This is a genomic window from Streptomyces sp. RPT161 (assembly GCF_027533845.1).
In the GTDB taxonomy this organism is placed as follows: domain Bacteria; phylum Actinomycetota; class Actinomycetes; order Streptomycetales; family Streptomycetaceae; genus Streptantibioticus_A; species Streptantibioticus_A silvisoli_A.
Window position 1 is genome coordinate 693,880 of the sequence record NZ_JAPZVN010000002.1, and the last position, 17,155, is coordinate 711,034.

Annotated in this window: 19 protein-coding genes and 1 pseudogene; 10 read left to right on the forward strand and 10 right to left on the reverse strand. The window is 70.3% G+C overall.

Annotation, left to right across the window (positions count from 1 at the left end; translation table 11 throughout):
* Positions 1-82 precede the first annotated feature (82 nt).
* Together O5O46_RS07755 and O5O46_RS07760 are read left to right on the forward strand one after the other, a co-directional pair.
* Positions 83-1,711: an aldehyde dehydrogenase (NADP(+)) gene (locus O5O46_RS07755; protein ID WP_443072421.1), complete on the forward strand. Its 1,629-nt coding sequence runs from the start codon at positions 83-85 to the stop codon at positions 1,709-1,711.
* A 78-nt stretch (positions 1,712-1,789) separates the two neighbouring features.
* Positions 1,790-2,488: a hypothetical protein gene (locus O5O46_RS07760; protein ID WP_269854491.1), complete on the forward strand. Its 699-nt coding sequence runs from the start codon at positions 1,790-1,792 to the stop codon at positions 2,486-2,488.
* Between the two features lie 245 nt (positions 2,489-2,733).
* Here O5O46_RS07760 and O5O46_RS07765 read toward each other — a convergent pair whose 3' ends face one another.
* The 3 genes from O5O46_RS07765 to O5O46_RS07775 all read right to left on the reverse strand — a co-directional run bounded on the left by O5O46_RS07765 (position 2,734) and on the right by O5O46_RS07775 (position 3,949).
* Positions 2,734-3,141, reverse strand: coding sequence for a VOC family protein (locus O5O46_RS07765; protein ID WP_269854611.1), 408 nt, complete (start codon positions 3,139-3,141; stop codon positions 2,734-2,736).
* Between the two features lie 103 nt (positions 3,142-3,244).
* On the reverse strand, positions 3,245-3,625 hold the full coding sequence (locus tag O5O46_RS07770; protein ID WP_269854492.1) for an STAS domain-containing protein: 381 nt from the start codon (positions 3,623-3,625) through the stop codon (positions 3,245-3,247).
* A gap of 3 nt (positions 3,626-3,628) precedes the next feature.
* Positions 3,629-3,949 (reverse strand): hypothetical protein, encoded by a 321-nt coding sequence (locus O5O46_RS07775; RefSeq protein ID WP_269854493.1) that lies wholly within the window; start codon positions 3,947-3,949, stop codon positions 3,629-3,631.
* A 179-nt stretch (positions 3,950-4,128) separates the two neighbouring features.
* Between O5O46_RS07775 and O5O46_RS07780 the strand changes: the two genes are divergently transcribed.
* A complete protein-coding gene (locus tag O5O46_RS07780; RefSeq protein ID WP_269854494.1) occupies positions 4,129-4,446 on the forward strand; it encodes a helix-turn-helix transcriptional regulator in 318 nt (105 codons plus the stop codon).
* 29 nt (positions 4,447-4,475) lie between these two features.
* Here O5O46_RS07780 and O5O46_RS35455 read toward each other — a convergent pair.
* The 6 genes and pseudogenes from O5O46_RS35455 to ectA form a co-directional block, all read right to left on the reverse strand.
* Positions 4,476-4,744, reverse strand: a pseudogene (locus O5O46_RS35455) (IS982 family transposase); the annotation flags it as partial.
* A 196-nt stretch (positions 4,745-4,940) separates the two neighbouring features.
* Entirely contained in the window at positions 4,941-5,072 is a 132-nt protein-coding gene (locus tag O5O46_RS07785) for a hypothetical protein (protein ID WP_269854495.1), read from the reverse strand.
* A gap of 162 nt (positions 5,073-5,234) precedes the next feature.
* Positions 5,235-6,122, reverse strand: coding sequence for an ectoine hydroxylase (thpD, locus tag O5O46_RS07790; protein WP_269854496.1), 888 nt, complete (start codon positions 6,120-6,122; stop codon positions 5,235-5,237).
* Positions 6,123-6,125: 3 nt separating this feature from the next.
* A complete protein-coding gene (locus O5O46_RS07795; protein ID WP_269854497.1) occupies positions 6,126-6,524 on the reverse strand; it encodes an ectoine synthase in 399 nt (132 codons plus the stop codon).
* 43 nt (positions 6,525-6,567) lie between these two features.
* Complete coding sequence (gene ectB, locus O5O46_RS07800) at positions 6,568-7,836, reverse strand: diaminobutyrate--2-oxoglutarate transaminase (protein WP_269854612.1); 1,269 nt, start codon at positions 7,834-7,836, stop codon at positions 6,568-6,570.
* A gap of 105 nt (positions 7,837-7,941) precedes the next feature.
* Positions 7,942-8,484, reverse strand: a complete 543-nt coding sequence (gene ectA / locus O5O46_RS07805; protein WP_269854498.1) for a diaminobutyrate acetyltransferase — start codon at positions 8,482-8,484, stop codon at positions 7,942-7,944.
* Between the two features lie 424 nt (positions 8,485-8,908).
* On the opposite strand from ectA, the gene O5O46_RS07810 reads away from it, so the two are divergent.
* Entirely contained in the window at positions 8,909-10,000 is a 1,092-nt protein-coding gene (locus O5O46_RS07810) for an amidohydrolase family protein (RefSeq protein ID WP_269854499.1), read from the forward strand.
* Positions 10,001-10,012: 12 nt separating this feature from the next.
* On the opposite strand, the gene O5O46_RS07815 is transcribed toward O5O46_RS07810, so the two are convergent.
* Complete coding sequence (locus O5O46_RS07815) at positions 10,013-10,750, reverse strand: Clp protease N-terminal domain-containing protein (RefSeq protein ID WP_269854500.1); 738 nt, start codon at positions 10,748-10,750, stop codon at positions 10,013-10,015.
* Between the two features lie 222 nt (positions 10,751-10,972).
* Between O5O46_RS07815 and O5O46_RS07820 the strand changes: the two genes are divergently transcribed.
* The 6 genes from O5O46_RS07820 to O5O46_RS07845 all read left to right on the forward strand — a co-directional run bounded on the left by O5O46_RS07820 (position 10,973) and on the right by O5O46_RS07845 (position 17,154).
* The gene (locus O5O46_RS07820; protein ID WP_333482344.1) at positions 10,973-12,010 is read left to right on the forward strand and encodes an SCO1860 family LAETG-anchored protein; all 1,038 of its coding nucleotides are present in this window, start codon (positions 10,973-10,975) and stop codon (positions 12,008-12,010) included.
* Positions 12,011-12,138: 128 nt separating this feature from the next.
* Positions 12,139-13,029, forward strand: coding sequence for an ABC transporter ATP-binding protein (locus tag O5O46_RS07825; RefSeq protein ID WP_269854501.1), 891 nt, complete (start codon positions 12,139-12,141; stop codon positions 13,027-13,029).
* The gene (locus O5O46_RS07830) at positions 13,026-13,880 is read left to right on the forward strand and encodes an ABC transporter permease (RefSeq protein WP_269854502.1); all 855 of its coding nucleotides are present in this window, start codon (positions 13,026-13,028) and stop codon (positions 13,878-13,880) included. Before O5O46_RS07825 ends, O5O46_RS07830 begins: the two co-directional genes overlap by 4 nt.
* Positions 13,881-13,883: 3 nt before the next feature.
* Positions 13,884-14,330: a hypothetical protein gene (locus O5O46_RS07835; protein ID WP_269854503.1), complete on the forward strand. Its 447-nt coding sequence runs from the start codon at positions 13,884-13,886 to the stop codon at positions 14,328-14,330.
* 40 nt (positions 14,331-14,370) lie between these two features.
* Positions 14,371-16,800, forward strand: a complete 2,430-nt coding sequence (locus tag O5O46_RS07840) for a bifunctional YncE family protein/alkaline phosphatase family protein (protein ID WP_269854504.1) — start codon at positions 14,371-14,373, stop codon at positions 16,798-16,800.
* Positions 16,801-17,154 (forward strand): hypothetical protein, encoded by a 354-nt coding sequence (locus tag O5O46_RS07845; RefSeq protein ID WP_269854505.1) that lies wholly within the window; start codon positions 16,801-16,803, stop codon positions 17,152-17,154.
* Position 17,155 lies beyond the last annotated feature (1 nt).

Consider the following 17,155-nt stretch of genomic DNA (forward strand, 5'->3'; position numbering starts at 1 on the left):
CCTCTTGTCCGAGTGGGGCGCCGCCAGTACGCTCCCCACAGGATTCACAAACGAAGACAGTGTTCAGCATACCGAACAGACGATGATCCGGTTGAGGGAGCCCTGGAGGTTCACGGTGGCAGTACCGGTGGCCGTACCAGTCTGGAGCGTCGACCCCCGCACTGGGAAGCAGCGGGAACAGGTGACCGTGGAAGCCACCGCCGACCAGGTAGACAAGGCGGTACGGGCAGCGGCCGACGCCGTGCCCGCGCTCGCCCACCGCCCGGCCCGCGCCGCCCTGCTGCGCGCCGCGGCCGATCTGCTGACCGCCGAGCGGGACCGGGTGGTCGCCACCGCCGACGCCGAGACCGCGCTCGGACCGGCCCGCCTGGGCGGTGAACTCGCCCGTACCGCCTACCAGTTGCGGGCCTTCGCGGACGTGGTGGACGAGGGCGCCTTCCTGGACGTGATCATCGACCACGCGCATCCGTCGCCCGCCACCGCTCCTCCAGCGAACGCCGCGCGCACCCCGCTGGCTCCCGACGCCCTCCCGGCGCCCCGGCCGGACCTGCGCCGCTACAAGGTGCCGCTCGGAGTGGTCGCCGTCTACGCGGCCAGCAACTTCCCGCTGGCCTTCTCCGTCCCCGGCGGGGACACCGCCAGCGCCCTGGCCGCCGGATGCCCGGTCGTGGTCAAGGCGCACCCCGGCCATCCGGCCACCTCCGAACTGTGTGCCGCGATCCTGCGCCGGGCCGCCGCCGAGACCGGGCTGCCCGAGGACACCGTCGGCCTGCTGCACGGCTTCCAGGCCGGGGTCGACCTCATCGAGCACCCGCTGGTCAGCGCCGCCGGGTTCACCGGCTCCATCCCCGGCGGCCGCGCCCTGTACGACGCGGCGGCCGCCCGGCCCCGGCCGATCCCGTTCCACGGCGAACTCGGCAGCCTCAACCCGGTGTTGGTCACCGCCGCCGCTGCCGCCGAGCGCGCCGAGGCGATCGGCGGCGGGCTCGCCGCCTCCTTCACCCTGGGCGTCGGCCAGTTCTGCACCAAGCCGGGACTCGTCCTCATCCCCGCCGGTTCGGACGGTGACCGCCTGGTCGCCGCGCTCACCCGGGCCGCCTCCGAGGCACCGCCCGGCGTACTGCTGGACGAAAGGATGCGCCGGCACTTCCTCGCCGGTGTACGGGACCGCGCCCGGCTGCCTGATGTCACCGTGCCGGTGGAGCCCGGCGCGGACGGCGAGTCGGCGGTACGGCCGGGCTTCCTGACCGTACCCGCGTTCCGGCTCACCCAGGACGGCCCGCACGAACTGCTGACACAGGAGTGCTTCGGGCCGGTCACCGTGATCGCCCGCTACGAGAACGACGCCGAGGCCGAGGCCGTGCTGGCCCGGCTGCCCGGCAACCTCACCGCCACCGTCCACCTGTCCACCGCGGAGGCCGCCGGAGAACAAGGGACGGCCGCCGAGCTGATCGCGGGGCTCACCCGGCTCGCCGGACGCGTGCTGGTCAACGGCTGGCCGACCGGGGTCGCCGTCGCGCCCGCGCAGCACCACGGCGGGCCCTACCCGGCCACCACCTCGCAGTCAACCTCCGTCGGCGGCACGGCGGTTGAGCGCTGGCTGCGCCCGGTCGCCTACCAGGACACCCCGCCCGCGCTGCTGCCGCCGGAGCTGCGGGACGGCAATCCCCTGGGGCTGCCGCGACGCGTCGACGGTCAGCGCTACCCATGAGTCCGCTGTGCGCTGTGGCATCCTGGGCGCCGCTCGGGCTCGTACCGCAAACAGCCGCACAGAAAGAGACCGCCTGCCGTGTCTCACCGCACGAACCGCACGAACCGCACGAACCACCGCACCGCGCTCCGCGGCGCCACCATCGCGCTCACCGCCGCCCTGGGTCTCACGCTCGCCGCGTGCGGCTCCGGCGGCAGCGCCTCCGGCAAGACCGCCGCCAGTGCCGCGGCCGCCGCGCCCAAGGGCACCGACCGGGCCGGTGTCCCGGCCACCCCCCGCACCACCGCGCAGGGCCGCACCACGCTGCCGCCGTGGGACGCGCCCAGTGACGCCAGCGCCCGCGCCAAGGCCGCCCAGCTGCCGATGCTGGGCGCCGAGGGCCAGGTGATGCACATCCACACCCACCTGGACATCCTCGTCAACGGGCAGCCGGTGACCGTTCCCGCGTTCATCGGCATCGACGTGAAGCAGCAGCGGATCAGCCCGCTGCACACCCACACCCCGGACGGCGTGATCCATATCGAGTCGCCGGTGAAGGCCGACTTCACCCTCGGCCAGTTCATGACCGAATGGAACGTCGCGCTCGGCGCCGACCAGCTCGGGGGACTGAAGGCGGGCGGCGGCAAGCAGCTGCGCGCCTACGTCAACGGAAAGCAGATCAAGGGCGATCCCGCCGCGATCGTGCTCAGGGCACACGACGAGATCGCCCTTGTCTACGGTCCGGCGGGCGAGCAGGTGAAGGTCCCCAACAGCTTCAACTGGCCCGCCGGAGAATGAGGTTCACCGCGCCGGCGTACTGCTCTCCACCACAACGAACGTGGCCCGCGCCCCGATGAACTCGGGGCGCGGCGCCGGTGCGGCGAACGGTTCGACCGCCGAGTGATTGGTCATCGGCGTCGGGGGCCGGCAAGCCTGCATGTTAATGTGTCACGTCTTCGCCTGGGGCACCAGCGGGGCGGCTACGCCACTCCCGAACGCGCGATGGCCAGAGCGGAGCCCCGAGCGCTCCCCGGACATGCACGTCACGGCGATAGGCCGTCGGTCCGGTTCGGCTGGATCAAGTCCCAGCGGTTCCCGTACAGATCACGGAAGACGGCAACGGTGCCATAGGGCTCGCGTCGGGGCGCTTCTTCGAACGAGACCCCGGCGGCCCGCATACGCTCGTAGTCGCGCTCGAACGCGTCAGTGTTCAGGAACCAGCCGACCCGCCCGCCGGTCTGGTCCCCGACACGTGCCTCCTGCTCACCGGTCACGGCCCTGGCCAGCAGCACAGCTGCCTCCCGCGCACCCGAGGGGGCGACCACCACCCACCGCTTTCCCTCCTCGATTGGGGTGTCTTCCAGGAGCTCGAACCCGAGGACGTCCCGATAGAAAGCGATGGCCTCGTCATAGTCACGCACGACAACGGTCACCAGCCCGAGACAAGTCATCGGGCGATCTTGCCGGAAGGCGGCCAGCCGCACCACCTCGACCCGGTGAAATTTCCCGGTCACGGCACTATGGCTATGCGGCGAGGAGACGCTCGCGGGACCATCAGTCGCGTTCCAGGGCCGCGAGGGCGGTCTCGACGCTGGGGTGCACCGGGAAGATCTGGTCGGCCCCGGTTATCTCCAGCAGGCGCGCCACCCGGTCCGTCAACGCGGCGAGGTGGACGGGAACGCCGCGGCCCTGGGCGTCGAGACGCAGGCGCAGCAGGGCGTTGAGGCCCGTGGAGTCGCAGAAGTCGAGCCGCGACAGGTCGAGGACGAGCGCGGAGGCGTTCTCCGTCGGCGCCTCCTCGAAAACGCCGGCGCCTTCCATGTCGAGTTCGCCCGCCAAGCGCAGGACGAGGACCTGGCCGTTGCGGGCGGTGGTGAGGATGGCCCTGGGGCCGAGGGAGGAGGCGTCGGTGTGTGAGGGGCCGGTCGGCGCCACTGCTCAGTCCTTTCGCTCGTCGTGAGGATCGCGCTGGGGGGTGGCGGCGAGCTCCGGCGAGGCAGACGCATGGGCCAGTAGCGCGGCGGCCCGTTCAAGCACGGTCCAAAGCTCTTCCGCATGGGCACGGGAGGAGGCCAATGCCAGGCGTCCGGGCTGGTCCACGGCCATGTCGAGGTACGCCTCGATACCGCGTATGGCGTGGGCGACGCTGTGCCGAAGCGAGTAGCCACCAGTGGTGGGCGACAGCGCCCGGGGATCACCGATCCGCTCGGCGAGCACGGTAGTCAACTGGTCGAGGCCAGCCCTGGTGAGGCGTTCCACGAGTGCTTCCCATGAAGTGCGGGCACCGCCACGGGATGAGCGGTGCGGTCCAGGAGGGGCGACGGGTTCAGGTTCAGCAGCTGCGGCTTCATGATCTGGGACAGCGAACAACCTGTCAACAAATTCACGAATTACAGTTCGCCTATCGTCCACGCGACATGCCTCTACCATGGGGTGCCATGGAAGAGAGGCCCAGCTCACAAGGAACTTGGACGTTCCTGACCAATCACGCACGCGTGCTGGCTCAGATCGCCCGGGACCCCGGCACGCGGATCCGCGACATCGCCGCGGCGTGCCTGCTCACCGAACGTGCCGTGCAGAAGATCATCACGGACCTGGAGGACGGCGGGTACCTCACGCACACCCGACGGGGCCGCACGAACCACTACCGGGTCATCCTGGGCACACGCCTGCGCCATCCCGCCGACGACGGCACCGTCGACGACCTTCTGGCGATCCTCGACCACAAGTCAGGGCCCGAGTCCGCCGCGGGCTAGGTGATTGAGTTCGATTGTCTTCAGTGGTCCTACGCGATCAACGAGCGCTTGTCCGGGGCTCCGGTGGTCCGGTTGCGCCACATGGCAGCCGCCAGGGCCAGGAGGCGTTGACCAGTGCGGGCAAGGACTCCGGCCAAGGTCTGGCACCGTGTTGTTCGATGCTGAACTGGCCGTTGAGGGTGTCGATGACGGCCTCGGCCCACTGCCGGACCCGGGTGATCTTGCCAAGTGTGCACGGAGCCGACCGGTAAAGGAATGCCCCGAACTCCCGCCTTGCGAAGCCTTTGTCGGCCAAGATCCGAAATCGAGCTGCGTATGTCCGGCAACGGCCGCTACCTCGGCCGGTTCAGGATGTGTCCGGCACCGGGCGCGAAACCGCGGCGACAGGCCCGACCGGTCGCGGTCACTCTGGCCGAACAGGCCGGATCGGCCCTGGGCGGCGCGGGCCGACGCTGGAGGAGTAGCCATTCTCCGCTGGCGCGTACCTCGTCAGCTCACCGGGGGGCGGTGCGCTGAGGGAAGGCCAGCGCCACCGAGAACGCGGGGCCGCTCCTCGCGGGCTCAACGGTGCCGCCCATCGCCTCGGTGAGGTCACGCGCCAGCCGCAGCCCGTGGACAGCCGCCACGGGCCGGTGCCAGCCGTACACAGTCGGACCCGCACCCCTTCCGAGGGGTGCGGGTCCGACTGCTTCGCGGGCGCTTGCATGCCGGGCCGTGAGTGTTGTCCCCACGACACATCACGGACCCGGCACGCGGCTCAGTCTTGCCTGGTCAGCCCAGGTACGGGCTCACCGAACCGGAGTGAAGTCCCGCGCCCCGACGAACGCCGGGCGCGGCGCCGGTGCCGCGAACGGTTCGACCGCCGTGTTCTCCACGCTGTTGAAGACGATGAACACGTTGCTGCGCGGGAACGGCGTGATGTTGTCACCGGAACCGTGCATGCAGTTGCAGTCGAACCAGGTCGCCGAGCCGGCCGGGCCGGTGAACAGCTTGATGCCGTGTCGCCCGGCCAGTTCGGTCAGCGCCTCCTTCGACGGGGTGCCGGCCTCCTGCATCCGCAGCGACCGCTTGTAGTTGTCCTTCGGCGTCACCCCCGCGCAGCCGACGAACGTACGGTGCGAGCCCGGCATGATCATCAGGCCGCCGTTGGTGTCGTGGTTCTCGGTCAGCGCGATCGACACCGACACGGTGCGCATCCGCGGCAGGCCGTCCTCGGCGTGCCACGTCTCGAAGTCCGAGTGCCAGTAGAAGCCGCTCGCGCCGAAGCCCGGCTTGACGTTGACCCGGCTCTGGTGGACGTAGACGTCGGAGCCGAGGATCTGCCGGGCGCGGCCGAGCACCCGTGGGTCGCGGACCAGTTCGGCGAACACCTCGCTGATCTTGTGGACCTCGAAGACCGACCGGATGTCCTGGGACTTCGGCTCTACGATGGCGCGTTCGTCGGCCCGTACCGCCGGGTCGGCGATCAGCCGGTCCAACTCGGCGCGATATCGGGCCACTTCCTCCGGTGCCAGCAGCCGGTCCACCGTCAGGAAGCCGTCGCGGTCGTAGCCGTGCAGTTCGGACGGCTGGATCGGGCCCGACGTACCGGGGGTGGCCCACACCACCGGGTCCTGGCGCGGGGTGCTGACCTCGGCGGTGCCGCGGGTCGGGTACAGGTCGGTGATCGTCGTCATCGTTCAGGCCTCCTCCGTCAGCAGCGGGTACACCCCGTTCTCGTCGTGCTCCTCACGGCCGGTGACCGGCGGGTTGAACACGCACAGGCAGCGGAAGTCGGTCTTGGGCCGCATCGTGTGCTTCTCATGGCCGTTGAGCAGGTACATCGTGCCCGGGGTGATCCAGTGCTTCTCGCCGGTCTCCTCGTCGGTGAGCTCGGCTTCGCCCTCCACGCAGACCACGGCCTCGATGTGGTTGGCGTACCACATGGACGTCTCGGTCCCTGCGTACATCACGGTCTCGTGCAGGGAGAAGCCGACACGCTCCCCGGCCAGGACGATCCGCTTGCTCTCCCAGGTGCCCGACGCTGCCTTCACATGCCGGTCGGTGCCTTCGAGTTCCTTGAACGATCGGACGATCACGGTGGTGCGGTGCCTTTCTGTGCTGGTGCGCTGTGGGGGGGAGTTACGCGGTCTCGCGGACCGCGCGGGCGAGGGTGCGCAGGCCCTCTTCCAACTCGTCGGGGCTGATGGTCAGCGCGGGCAGCAGCTTGACGACCTCGCTCTCCGGGCCGGAGGTCTCCAGCAGCATTCCGAGCTCGAAGGCGCGGGCGCACACCGCGGCGGCGCGCTGCTTGTCGGTGAACTCCAGGCCCCAGACCAGGCCGCGGCCCCTGAACTCGACGCCGGAGCGCGGGTGTTCGCGGACGATGTCGCGCAGCGCGGCCTCGATCTGCTCGCCGCGGGCCAGCGTCTGCTTCTCCATCTGGCCGTCCGCCCAGTAGGTGTCCAGGGCGGCGGTGGCGGTGACGAACGCCGGGTTGTTGCCACGGAACGTGCCGTTGTGCTCGCCGGGCTCCCACAGGTCCAACTCGGGCTTGAACAGCGTCAGTGACATCGGTAGGCCGTAGCCGCTGATGGACTTGGACAGGGTGACGATGTCCGGGACGATCCCGGCCTCCTCGAAGGAGAAGAACGGGCCGGTGCGACCGCAGCCCATCTGGATGTCGTCCACGATCAGCAGCATGTCGCGCCGCTTGCACAGCTCGGCCAGGCCGCGCAGCCACTCGGCGCGGGCCACGTTGATCCCGCCCTCGCCCTGGATGGTCTCCACGATCACCGCGGCGGGCTGGTTGAGGCCGGAGCCCTGGTCCTCCAGCAGCCGCTCGAACCACAGGAAGTCCGGGACCCGGCCGTCGAGGTAGTGGTCGAACGGCATCGGAGTGCCGTGCACCAGCGGGATCCCGGCGCCCGCCCGCTTGAAGGCGTTGCCGGTCACCGCGAGTGAGCCCAGGGACATGCCGTGGAAGGCGTTGGTGAACGAGACGATCGCCTCCCGCCCCTTGGCCTTGCGGGCCAGCTTCAGCGCCGCCTCGACGGCGTTGGTGCCGGTGGGACCGGGGAACATCACCTTGTAGTCGAGGCCCCGCGGGCGCAGCACCACCTCCTGGAAGGTGGTGAGGAACGCGCGTTTGGCCGTGGTGCTCATGTCCAGGCCGTGGGTGATCCCGTCGCGTTCCAGGTAGTCCAGCAGCGCGCGTTTCAACACCGGGTTGTTATGGCCGTAGTTGAGCGCGCCCGCACCGGAGAAGAAGTCCAGGTAGCTGTGCCCGTCCTCGTCGTGGATCCGGCTGCCCTGCGCGCGGTCGAACACCGCGGGCCAACCGCGGCAGTAGCTGCGCACCTCGGACTCAAGGGACTCGAAGACGCTGAGTGCGGGCGGGGTGATGGTCACCGTCATGCTCCTTAGTGGGGGCCTGGGGGCGTTACCCCAGAAGAAAGTCCTCATCGCGCGGCATGGGGCGGGGGCCTGGGGGCGGCAGACCCAGAAGGAACGCCTTCACCGGAAGGCCCCCAAGGGGCCGATCCGGTAGAGCACCTCCGTGCCATGGCCGTCGGGGAACTGACCGCCGTGGAAAAGCACTTCGCGCTCTATGGGGGCGTCGTGCCGTTCGCCGTAGGAGGTGAACAGCCGGTTGGACGCTTCGTTGTCCGGGGTGATCGTGGTCTCGACGCGGTCGATGCCGAGGGCGGTGACCCGCTCGGTCAGCCCGTCGAGCATCGTGGCGGCGAGTCCCCGACCGCGGTACGAGTGGTCGACCGCGACCTGCCAGACGACCAGGGTCTTCGGCCGCTCGGGCCGTACGTAGCCGGTCACGAACCCCACTGGCTCACCGCTGCCGTCCCTGGCCACCACCGAGGTGCGGGCGAAGTCCCGGCACCACAGCAGGTAGCTGTACGAGGAGTTGAGGTCCAGCGCCTTGGAGTCACGGGCGATGCGCCAGATCGCGGCGCCGTCGTCGACGGTCGGCGGATCCAATCGATACGGGGAATTCGAGGCGTTCACGGCTTCGCATACAAGGTCGTCTTGTGCGGCGGTCATGCGAATTGAACTTACCGAGATGGAAAGCGAAATGCATCGGCGGGCGGGGTTACCTACGGCGTCGGAATGTGTTATCGCGCGCACGCGAACCGGCGTCTGAACCGACCCCGCAGAGTGGGTTTTTGCCCGGATATATCCGGGCAAATCGGATGCGGTGTGGAGTCGGTCACAACTCAGTAACGCCCTTGGGGTCTGCCCGACTCACGTCATTCGGCGTTAGCGAAATCTTGGTGTTTAGCCTTGGGAGGGCTGGGCAGAAGAAGACGGGCGAATGCCGTTCCGGAAATTCTCCGGGGAATTAAGGGAAGCATGCCGCAGAAAAGTTTCAGCGTCCAGTGACGGGTTTACCGGATCCGGGCCGGGGCAGACGCGTGGCGTGACCGTCCCGGTGGAGCCGCCGTACCCGCGCCGTAGAGTCCTGTGCATGACGGATGCCGCGGTGTTGCACATCAAGGGGCGGGTGCTGGTCGGGCCCGAGGAGGTTCGCGACGAGCTGTGGGTGGTCGACGGGCGGGTGACGTACGAGCGCCCCGCGCACGCCCGTGATGTGGCCACCGTCAGTGGGTGGGTGCTGCCGGGACTGGTGGACGCGCACTGCCATGTGGGCCTTGACGCACACGGCGCGGTGGACGAGGCGGCCAGCGAGAAGCAGGCGCTGGCCGACCGGGACGCGGGAGCGCTGCTGTTGCGGGACGCGGGCTCCCCAGCCGACACCCGGTGGGTGGACGACAGGGAGGACCTGCCGAAGATCATCCGGGCCGGCCGCCACATCGCCCGCACCCGCCGCTACATCCGCAACTACGCCCATGAGATCGAGCCCGGTGACCTGGCCGCCTATGTGCGGCGGGAGGCGCGGCGCGGTGACGGCTGGGTGAAGCTGGTGGGCGACTGGATCGATCGCGAGGTCGGCGATCTGACGCCGTGCTGGCCGCGTTGGGCGATCGACGAGGCGATCGCCGCGGCCCACGAGGAGGGCGCCCGGGTCACCGCGCACTGCTTCTCCGAGGACTCGCTCACCGATCTGGTGGAGGCGGGCATCGACTGCGTCGAGCACGCCACCGGGCTGACCGAGGAGACCATCCCGCTGTTCGCGGAGCGCGGTGTGGCGATCGTTCCGACCCTGGTCAACATCGCGACGTTCCCGAACCTGGCGGCCGGGGGAGAGGCGAAGTTCCCCAACTGGGCAGCGCATATGCGGCGGTTGCACGCCCGTCGCTACGACACCGTGCGCGCCGCCCATGACGCCGGGATCCAGATCTTCACCGGTACCGACGCGGGCGGTTCACTGCCGCACGGGCTGGTGGCGGACGAGGTCGCCGAGCTGGTCGCCGCCGGGATCCCGGCGGTTGACGCGCTGGCGGCGGCCACCTGGCGGGCCAGGGAGTGGCTCGGACGGCCGCGGTTGGACGAGGGCGCGCCCGCCGACCTGGTGGTGTACGAGGCCGATCCGCGCGTCGACGTAAGGGTGTTGGCGGCCCCGCGGCAGGTCGTGCTGCGGGGCCGCGTGGTGGGGTGACGGGTCGAGCGGTCAGCCCTTGAGCTTCCGCTGGATCTCCTCGATGGCCTCGCGCGTCGCCTGCTCGGTCTCCTCGCGTGTGATGCCCAGACCGATGAGCACCTGTGCGGCGATCTCGTCCTCGTTGCGCAGCAGGCCGAGCAGGATGTGTTCGGTGCCGATGTAGTTGTGGCCGAGGTGCAGGGCCTCGCGCAGGGCGAGCTGGAGGGTCTTCTTCGCGCCGCGGGTGAACTTCAGCCGCTTGGGCACCTCCTCGACGGAGGGGCCCAGCGTGGCCAGCACCGCCTCGCGCAGCTGCTCGGGGGGCGGCCCGAGCGCGACGATGGCCTTGGCGGCGAGCCCGTCCGGCTCGCTGAGCAGCGCCAGCGCGATGTGCTGGGAGTGGATCTGGGCGTGCCCGAGTTCCCTGGCCTCCTGCTCGGAGGCCTCCACCACGTTGCGGGCGCGCTGGGTGAAGCGGGAGAACAACCCCGAGGTGGGCAGGTCGAGTTCGTCGGCCTCGGTCTCCTTGGGGACGAACCGCTTCTGCGCGGCCTGCTTGGTCACCCCCATGTACTGGCCGATCTCGGTCCAGGACGCGCCGGTGCGGCGGGCCTGGTCCACGAAGTGCCCTATCAGGTGGTCGGCGACGTCGCCGAGGTGGGTGGAGGTCTCGACGGCGTCCGAGAGGTGCTGCAGCGCGTCGCCGTCCGGGTGCTGGCTGATGACGTGCTCGATGAGGTCGTCGAGCCGTACTGGTTGCTTCGACATGCGTCAACCGTAGGTTGTCGCATCCTGGGCCGTCAACCAGTAGTTGACGATGTGCTTCTCTCGAACTTACGCCCGGAAACCATCCTTTGGAGTGAAGTGGCTCCAGGTAGCTGTTCCTGTACGCCCGGTGCGTAAATATTGCCGGGTCGATGTCGTCGGCGGGTGCGCTGTCCCCTTTTCAGTAACGCCGATGACGCCAAGCCATCTGTGGGGGTTCCTCAGTTGTACAGCTCTGTCCTCAGCCTGCCCGCACGCCGCTGCGCGGCGGCGGTCGGTGCGTCCATCGCGCTCACCACGAGCGCCCTGGCCCTCGCCCCGGTCGCGCAGGCCACCACCGGCTCCGGCGACGGTGGTAGCGGAGGCGGCCACTCGACCGCCTCCGTGCTCAACACCGGCCTTGACGTCTCCCTGCTCGACAAGGCCGTCGACCTGCCGCTGAACGTCACGCTCAACGACGTGCACGCGCCCGCCAACGCCGACCGGACCGCGCTCAGCGCCCACCTGGACGGCGTTGACGGCGGCAGGCCCTTCAGCGTGCTCAACGCGGACGTGGCCACCGCGCGGGCCACCGCCGAGACCCGGCGGGCCGAAGGGTACGTGAACCTCCTGAACGCCCGGGTGCACCTGCCCGGACTGCCCGACACGCCACTGCTCCAGGTGCGCCAGGTCACCTCCAAGGCGACCTGCGACACGGGTCAGAGGCCGACCGCCTACTCCAACCTTCTCGGTGACGTCGAGGTGCTGGGCAAGGGGGTCAGGCTCACCGCCGGCGGTACGACGAAGGTCGACGTGCCCGGTGTCGGCGAGGTCCGCCTCGACCTGTCGAAGACCGAGACCACGTCCGCCAGTTCGGCCGCGACCGCGCTCAACCTCCAGGTCTCGGTCAACCCCGCCGCGCTCAACGTCGCCCAGGTGACCGGCGACGTCACCCTGGCCCGCGCCACCTGCCAGACGCCCAAGGGCGGCGGCAGCGGCGGCGACAGCGGTGGCGCGGGCAGCAGCGGCGGTGGCGCCAACGACGGCGGCGCCACCAAGGGGGCCACCAACGCCGGGACGGACAGCGCCGGTTCACCCAACGGCGGCAGCACGGCCGGCAACGGGACCAAGGTCGACTCGGCCGCCGCCAAGCAGAACCTCGCCGAGACCGGTGCCGACTCCAGCACCCCGTACCTGGCTGCGGGCGCGGTGGCGCTGGTCGGCGCGGGCGGTGCGGTGATCTACGTGACCCGGCGCCGCAAGGCGGCCCGCGGGCAGCAGTAACCGGAAAGGGCCCCGGGGAGACGCCGCGTACCGTCTCCCCGGGGCGCACCCAGTGTTCGTTCCCGCTTCTTCCCGCGTACGCCAACACGCCGTACCTTCGGGCCAGTTGCCAGGGAGGAGGGGGTGCGGTGGGGCAGGCGGTGGAAGCCCGCGGCTTGGCCAAACGGTTCGGCGGGACGACGGCCCTGGACGGCGTGGACCTGACCGTGGCGGCCGGTGGGGTGCACGGGCTGCTCGGTCCCAACGGCGCCGGCAAGACCACGCTGCTGCGCATTCTGCTCGGGCTGGTGCGGCAGGACGCCGGAGACGTAAGGCTGTTCGCCGGCCAGCCGCACCGATTGGCGGGCTTCGTGGACAGCCCGCGCTTCTATCCGTACCTCAGCGCGGAGCGCAACCTGGCGCTGCTCGCCGCCTACGACGGCGGTGACGCGGCCGACCGCGTCGACGAGGTGCTGGCCCGGGTCGGCCTGGCCGACCGCGCTCGGCGAAAGGTCGGCGGCTACTCGTACGGCATGCGCCAGCGCCTCGGTATCGCCGCCGCCCTGCTGCGCGCCCCCGACCTGCTGGTACTGGACGAACCCGGCAACGGCTTGGACCCGGCGGGCATCCGCGACATGCGACAGCTGGTCTGCTCGCTCGCCGCGGACGGGCTGACGGTGCTGCTCAGCAGCCACCACATGGCCGAGGTCGAGGAACTGTGCGAGACGGTGACCATCCTGCGCACCGGCCGGGTGGCCTACGCGGGCTCACTCACCGAACTGCGCTCCCGCGCCCCCGACCCGGCCCACCAACTCGCCACCAGCGACGACGAGTCGGCCATCGCCGTGGCCGCCGACCAGCCCGGGGTGCGGGTTCACGACCACCCCGAAGGCGGGCTCACCGTACATGCCAGGCCCGAGCAACTCGACGCCTACGTGCTGGCGCTCGGCCGCCGTGGCATCGCGGTGCGGGCGCTGCGGCTTGAGGCGACCTCCCTGGAGTCGCTGTTCCTCACGCTGACCGAAGGAGCCGAGCGGTGACCGCCCTCGCGCTGGACGAGCCGGCCGCCCGCCCGCGTGGCGGGGTGCGCACCGTCTACCTCTGGGAGTTGGAGAAGCTGACCGCCCAGTGGCGGGTCCGGGCGGTCGCCGCGCTCTGCCTGCTGGCGCCGTTCGCGTTCGTGCTGGCGCTGAAGACACAGGACACCGTGCCGTCCGACACGCTGTTCGGCCGCTGGGTGCACGACACCGGCTACGCGGTACCGCTGGTGGTGCTGGGCTTCGCCGGGCAGTGGGGGTTCCCACTGCTCACCAGTGTGGTCGCCGGGGACATCTTCGCCTCGGAGGACCACCACGGGACCTGGCAGACCATTCTGACCCGGTCCCGTACCCGGGCGCAGATCTTCACCGGCAAGGTGCTGGCCGCCGCCACCTTCTGCGTCGTCGTGGTGGCGCTGGCGGGCGCGGGCAGCATCGCGGCGGGGGTACTGCTGGTGGGACACCAACCGCTGGTGGCACTGGACGGCAGCCTCGTACCGTCCGGCCGGGCGGCCGAGTTGGCGCTGCTGAGCTGGCTGTGCGTACTGCCTCCGGCGCTCGGCTTCACCGCGCTGGGCGTGCTGTTCTCCATCGCCACCCGGCACAGCGCGGCCGGCATCACGGGGCCGGTGCTGGTCGGCCTGCTGATGCAGCTGTACGCGTACGTGGACGCGCTGGACGTGGTCCGGCACGCGCTGCTGACCACGCCGTTCGACGCCTGGCACGGGCTGCTCTCGGCCACCCCGTACTACCGGCCGCTGGTCGAGGGCTGCGCGGTGAGCGCCGCCTACACCGTGGTCTGCCTGGCGGCCGGGTATCTGCTGCTGCGCCGCCGGGACTTCACGAAGGGCTGACCGTTGAACAGAACCGTCGCACGCGCGGCGCTGGCCGCCGCCGCGCTCGTCCTGCTGGCCGGAACCGCCGGATGCGGCGGCTCCGACATCACCAGCGGGCGGCTTGAACGCGCCCTCGGTCCAACGTTCCGGAACCTGTTCGTTCTACAGCAGACCGAGTTGCACGGCACCGACAACGCGCCGTCACCCGACACCTGGGCCAACTGCGCCAAGGCAGGTCGCGCCTCGGGCGGCAGCGGCCCCGGAGACGACTGGGTCTGCCTGGTGCACTGGCCGGCGCCGAGCGGTATCACCCAGCCCATCGCGTACGAGGTGAGCGTGCGGCCAACCGGCTGCTACACCGCGCAGGGCCCGGCCAGCCTGGTCGGCCAGCAGCGTATCCAGGGCGCCGACGGGCATCAACACACCAACCCGCTCTACGAGTTCGACGGCTGCTTCGACACGGCGTGAGCGCCCGCTCCTACGCCACGGCACTCGACAGGGGACATCGATGAGCAAGCCACACCGCACCTTCCGCCGAAGCCGAGCCAGATCAAGGGGACTTGGCGGGACGGCCGCCGCCGCGCTCGCCGTCACGGCCGTGCTGGGTGTCACCGCGGCGGCCACCGCCGTGGGAATCTCCGGTGGCTTCGGCACCGACAAGGTCGACGGGGAGCAGACCGCCAAGGGCATCCTGCTGCCGTCCAACCAGCGCATCACGCCGCTGGGCGCCCGGCACCTCGTGGACAACGGGCGGCTGCTGTCCAGCACCCTCAGCCCGGACGGCAGCAGGCTCGCGGCCCTCACCTACCGCCAGGGCGCCGGCTTCCTGACCATCATGGACGTGCGCACCGGGCGCGTCGTCCAGCAGGTCGGCACCGGTGTCGGCACGGACAGGCGGATCGGCGACGGCAAGGTGGCCGCCGACGGTCCGCTGTACTCGCCGGACGGCCGCAGCCTGTGGTTCCCGCAGGCCTCCGACCTCGTCCGGTTCAGCCTCGACGCCGACGGCAAGGTGAGCTCGGCGCCCCCGGTGGTCATCCGGCTGGCCGGTAAGACCGGGGCGGACCTGCCGTCCGGCATGGCGCTGTCGTCCGACGGCCGCACCCTGTACACGGCGTTGAACGGCAGCAACACCCTCGGCGTGATCGACACCGCCAGCAACACCCTGGTCAAGGAGATCCCGGTGGGCATCGCCCCGCGCCAGGTGGTGATCCTGGGCGACCAGGCGTACGTGTCCAACGAGGGCGGCCGTCCGGCCGGCGCGGGCGACAACACCAATCTGAGCGACGGCACACCGGTCGTCGCCGACCGGACCAACGGCGCCGTCACCAACGGCACCGTCTCGGTCGTGGACCTGCGCAGCCAGAGCCAGACCGGCACCATCAAGGTCGGCCTTGAGCCCACCGCCCTTGTGGCGCACGGAGGTTCACTCCTGGTCGCCAACTCCAACGACGACAGCGTCTCGGTGATCGACGCCCGCGCCCACCGGGTCACCCAGACCTTCAACGTCAACCCGCTGCCCGGCTCCTCGGTCGGCAGCTACCCCAACGCCCTGGCCTTCACCGACCCGCACACCCTGCTGGTCAGCGTGGGCCGGGACAACGCCCTGGTGCGGTACCGCTGGGACGGCGGGCGGTCCCCAGTGCGGTACGAGGGGCTGATCCCCACCGACTGGTACCCGGTCAACGTGCAGCGCAGCGCCGCCACCGGCCGGATCGTGGTCACCAACGACAAGGGCATCGGCGCCCGGGGCGCCCCCTCCACCATCAGCGAGGGCCCGGGAACCAACCCGGCCACCGGCCACAACACCTACGACGACACCGGATCGGTCACCACCTTCCGCCAGCCCTCCCAGGCGGCGCTGGGCGAGCTCACCCACCAGGTGTTCGTCGACAACGACTGGGAGAAGCTGCTGCGCTCCGGATCGTCCTACGGTTCGGCCGGCGACCGGGAGGCGGTCATCCCCGCACACCTCGGCAGCCCCTCGAAGATCAAGCACGTCTTCCTGATCGACAAGGAGAACCGCACCTACGACCAGGTGCTGGGCGACATCGGCAAGGGCGACAGCGACCCCTCGCTGGCGCAGTTCGGCAGCCGGGTCACCCCCAACCTGCACGCCCTGGCGAGCGGTTACGGGGTGATGGACAACTTCTACGACATCGGCACGCTGTCCGCGGACGGCCACAACTGGCTGGTGCAGGCCGACAACAACGACTACATCGAGAAGGAGTTCGGCGCCTTCTACCGCAGCTACCCCGCTCTGGGCAACGACGCGCTGGCCTACCAGCGCAGCGGCTTCCTGTGGAACACGGTGGAACGCGCGGGCAAGACGGTGCAGGACTTCGCCGAGTACGCGGGCAACATCGCACTGCCCTCGACCGGCGCGCCGACCTGGGCCCAGTGGTACCACGACTCCCAGGTCCTGGAGGGCAAGGCGTCGGGCCCGCTGCACACCCCGATCGGCAGGTACCCGACCACGTCCGACGTGCCGTCGGTGAACGCCGTCAACCACCCGGACTACCCGACCTTCGACACCGACATCCCCGACCAGTACCGGGTCGACATCTGGCAGCGGCACTTCAACGACTCGGTGAGGTCGGGCCGGTTGGCGAACCTGACGATGATTCAGCTTCCGCAGGACCACACCAACGGGATCAGCGGCACCGACCCGTACCCGACCGCGATGGCCGCGGACAACGACCTCGCCGTCGGCCGCATCGTGGACACCATCTCGCACAGCAGGTTCTGGAAGGACAGCGCCATCTTCGTCCTGGAGGACGACTCGCAGAACGGCGTCGACCATGTGGACGGCCACCGCGCCCCGCTGTGGGTGATCAGCCCGTACGCGAAGCGCCACACCGTGGTCTCCACGTACTACTCGCAGGTCAACGTGGTCCGGACGATCGAGCAGATCCTGGGCGCCCAGCCGATGAACTAGGTGGACCGCGCCGCCGAGCCGATGTACGACCTGTTCACCGGGCACCCCGACCTCACCCCGTACACCGCGCTGCCCAACCAGATCCCGTTGGACTACGGCCTCAGGTCCACCGCCGCCCACGCCGTGCCGCAGCGCTACCAGGGCATCGCCCGGCAGTGGCAGGCGTGGAGCGCCATACAGCGGACCGGCGGCGCCAAGCCCCAGCTCGACCAGGTCAACCCGGCCCAGCTGAACCGCGTCGACTGGTACCAGGCCACCGACTGGACCCGCCCCTACCCCGGCGACCAGCGCATCCTCGCGCCGAACGAGGTCCCAGGACGCGACACCCCGCCGCAGGAGCTCGGCGGGGAGTGAA

Excerpts from the sequence above, each read along its gene's own strand:
- O5O46_RS07810 (WP_269854499.1), top strand. The coding sequence starts at position 8,909 with ATGACGGATGCCGCGGTGTTGCACATCAAGGGGCGGGTGCTGGTCGGG.
- thpD (WP_269854496.1), bottom strand. The coding sequence starts at position 6,122 with ATGACGACGATCACCGACCTGTACCCGACCCGCGGCACCGCCGAGGTC.
- O5O46_RS07815 (WP_269854500.1), bottom strand. The coding sequence starts at position 10,750 with ATGTCGAAGCAACCAGTACGGCTCGACGACCTCATCGAGCACGTCATC.
- ectA (WP_269854498.1), bottom strand. The coding sequence starts at position 8,484 with ATGACCGCCGCACAAGACGACCTTGTATGCGAAGCCGTGAACGCCTCG.
- O5O46_RS07780 (WP_269854494.1), top strand. The coding sequence starts at position 4,129 with ATGGAAGAGAGGCCCAGCTCACAAGGAACTTGGACGTTCCTGACCAAT.
- O5O46_RS07765 (WP_269854611.1), bottom strand. The coding sequence starts at position 3,141 with ATGACTTGTCTCGGGCTGGTGACCGTTGTCGTGCGTGACTATGACGAG.
- O5O46_RS07840 (WP_269854504.1), top strand. The coding sequence starts at position 14,371 with ATGAGCAAGCCACACCGCACCTTCCGCCGAAGCCGAGCCAGATCAAGG.
- O5O46_RS07755 (WP_443072421.1), top strand. The coding sequence starts at position 83 with ATGATCCGGTTGAGGGAGCCCTGGAGGTTCACGGTGGCAGTACCGGTG.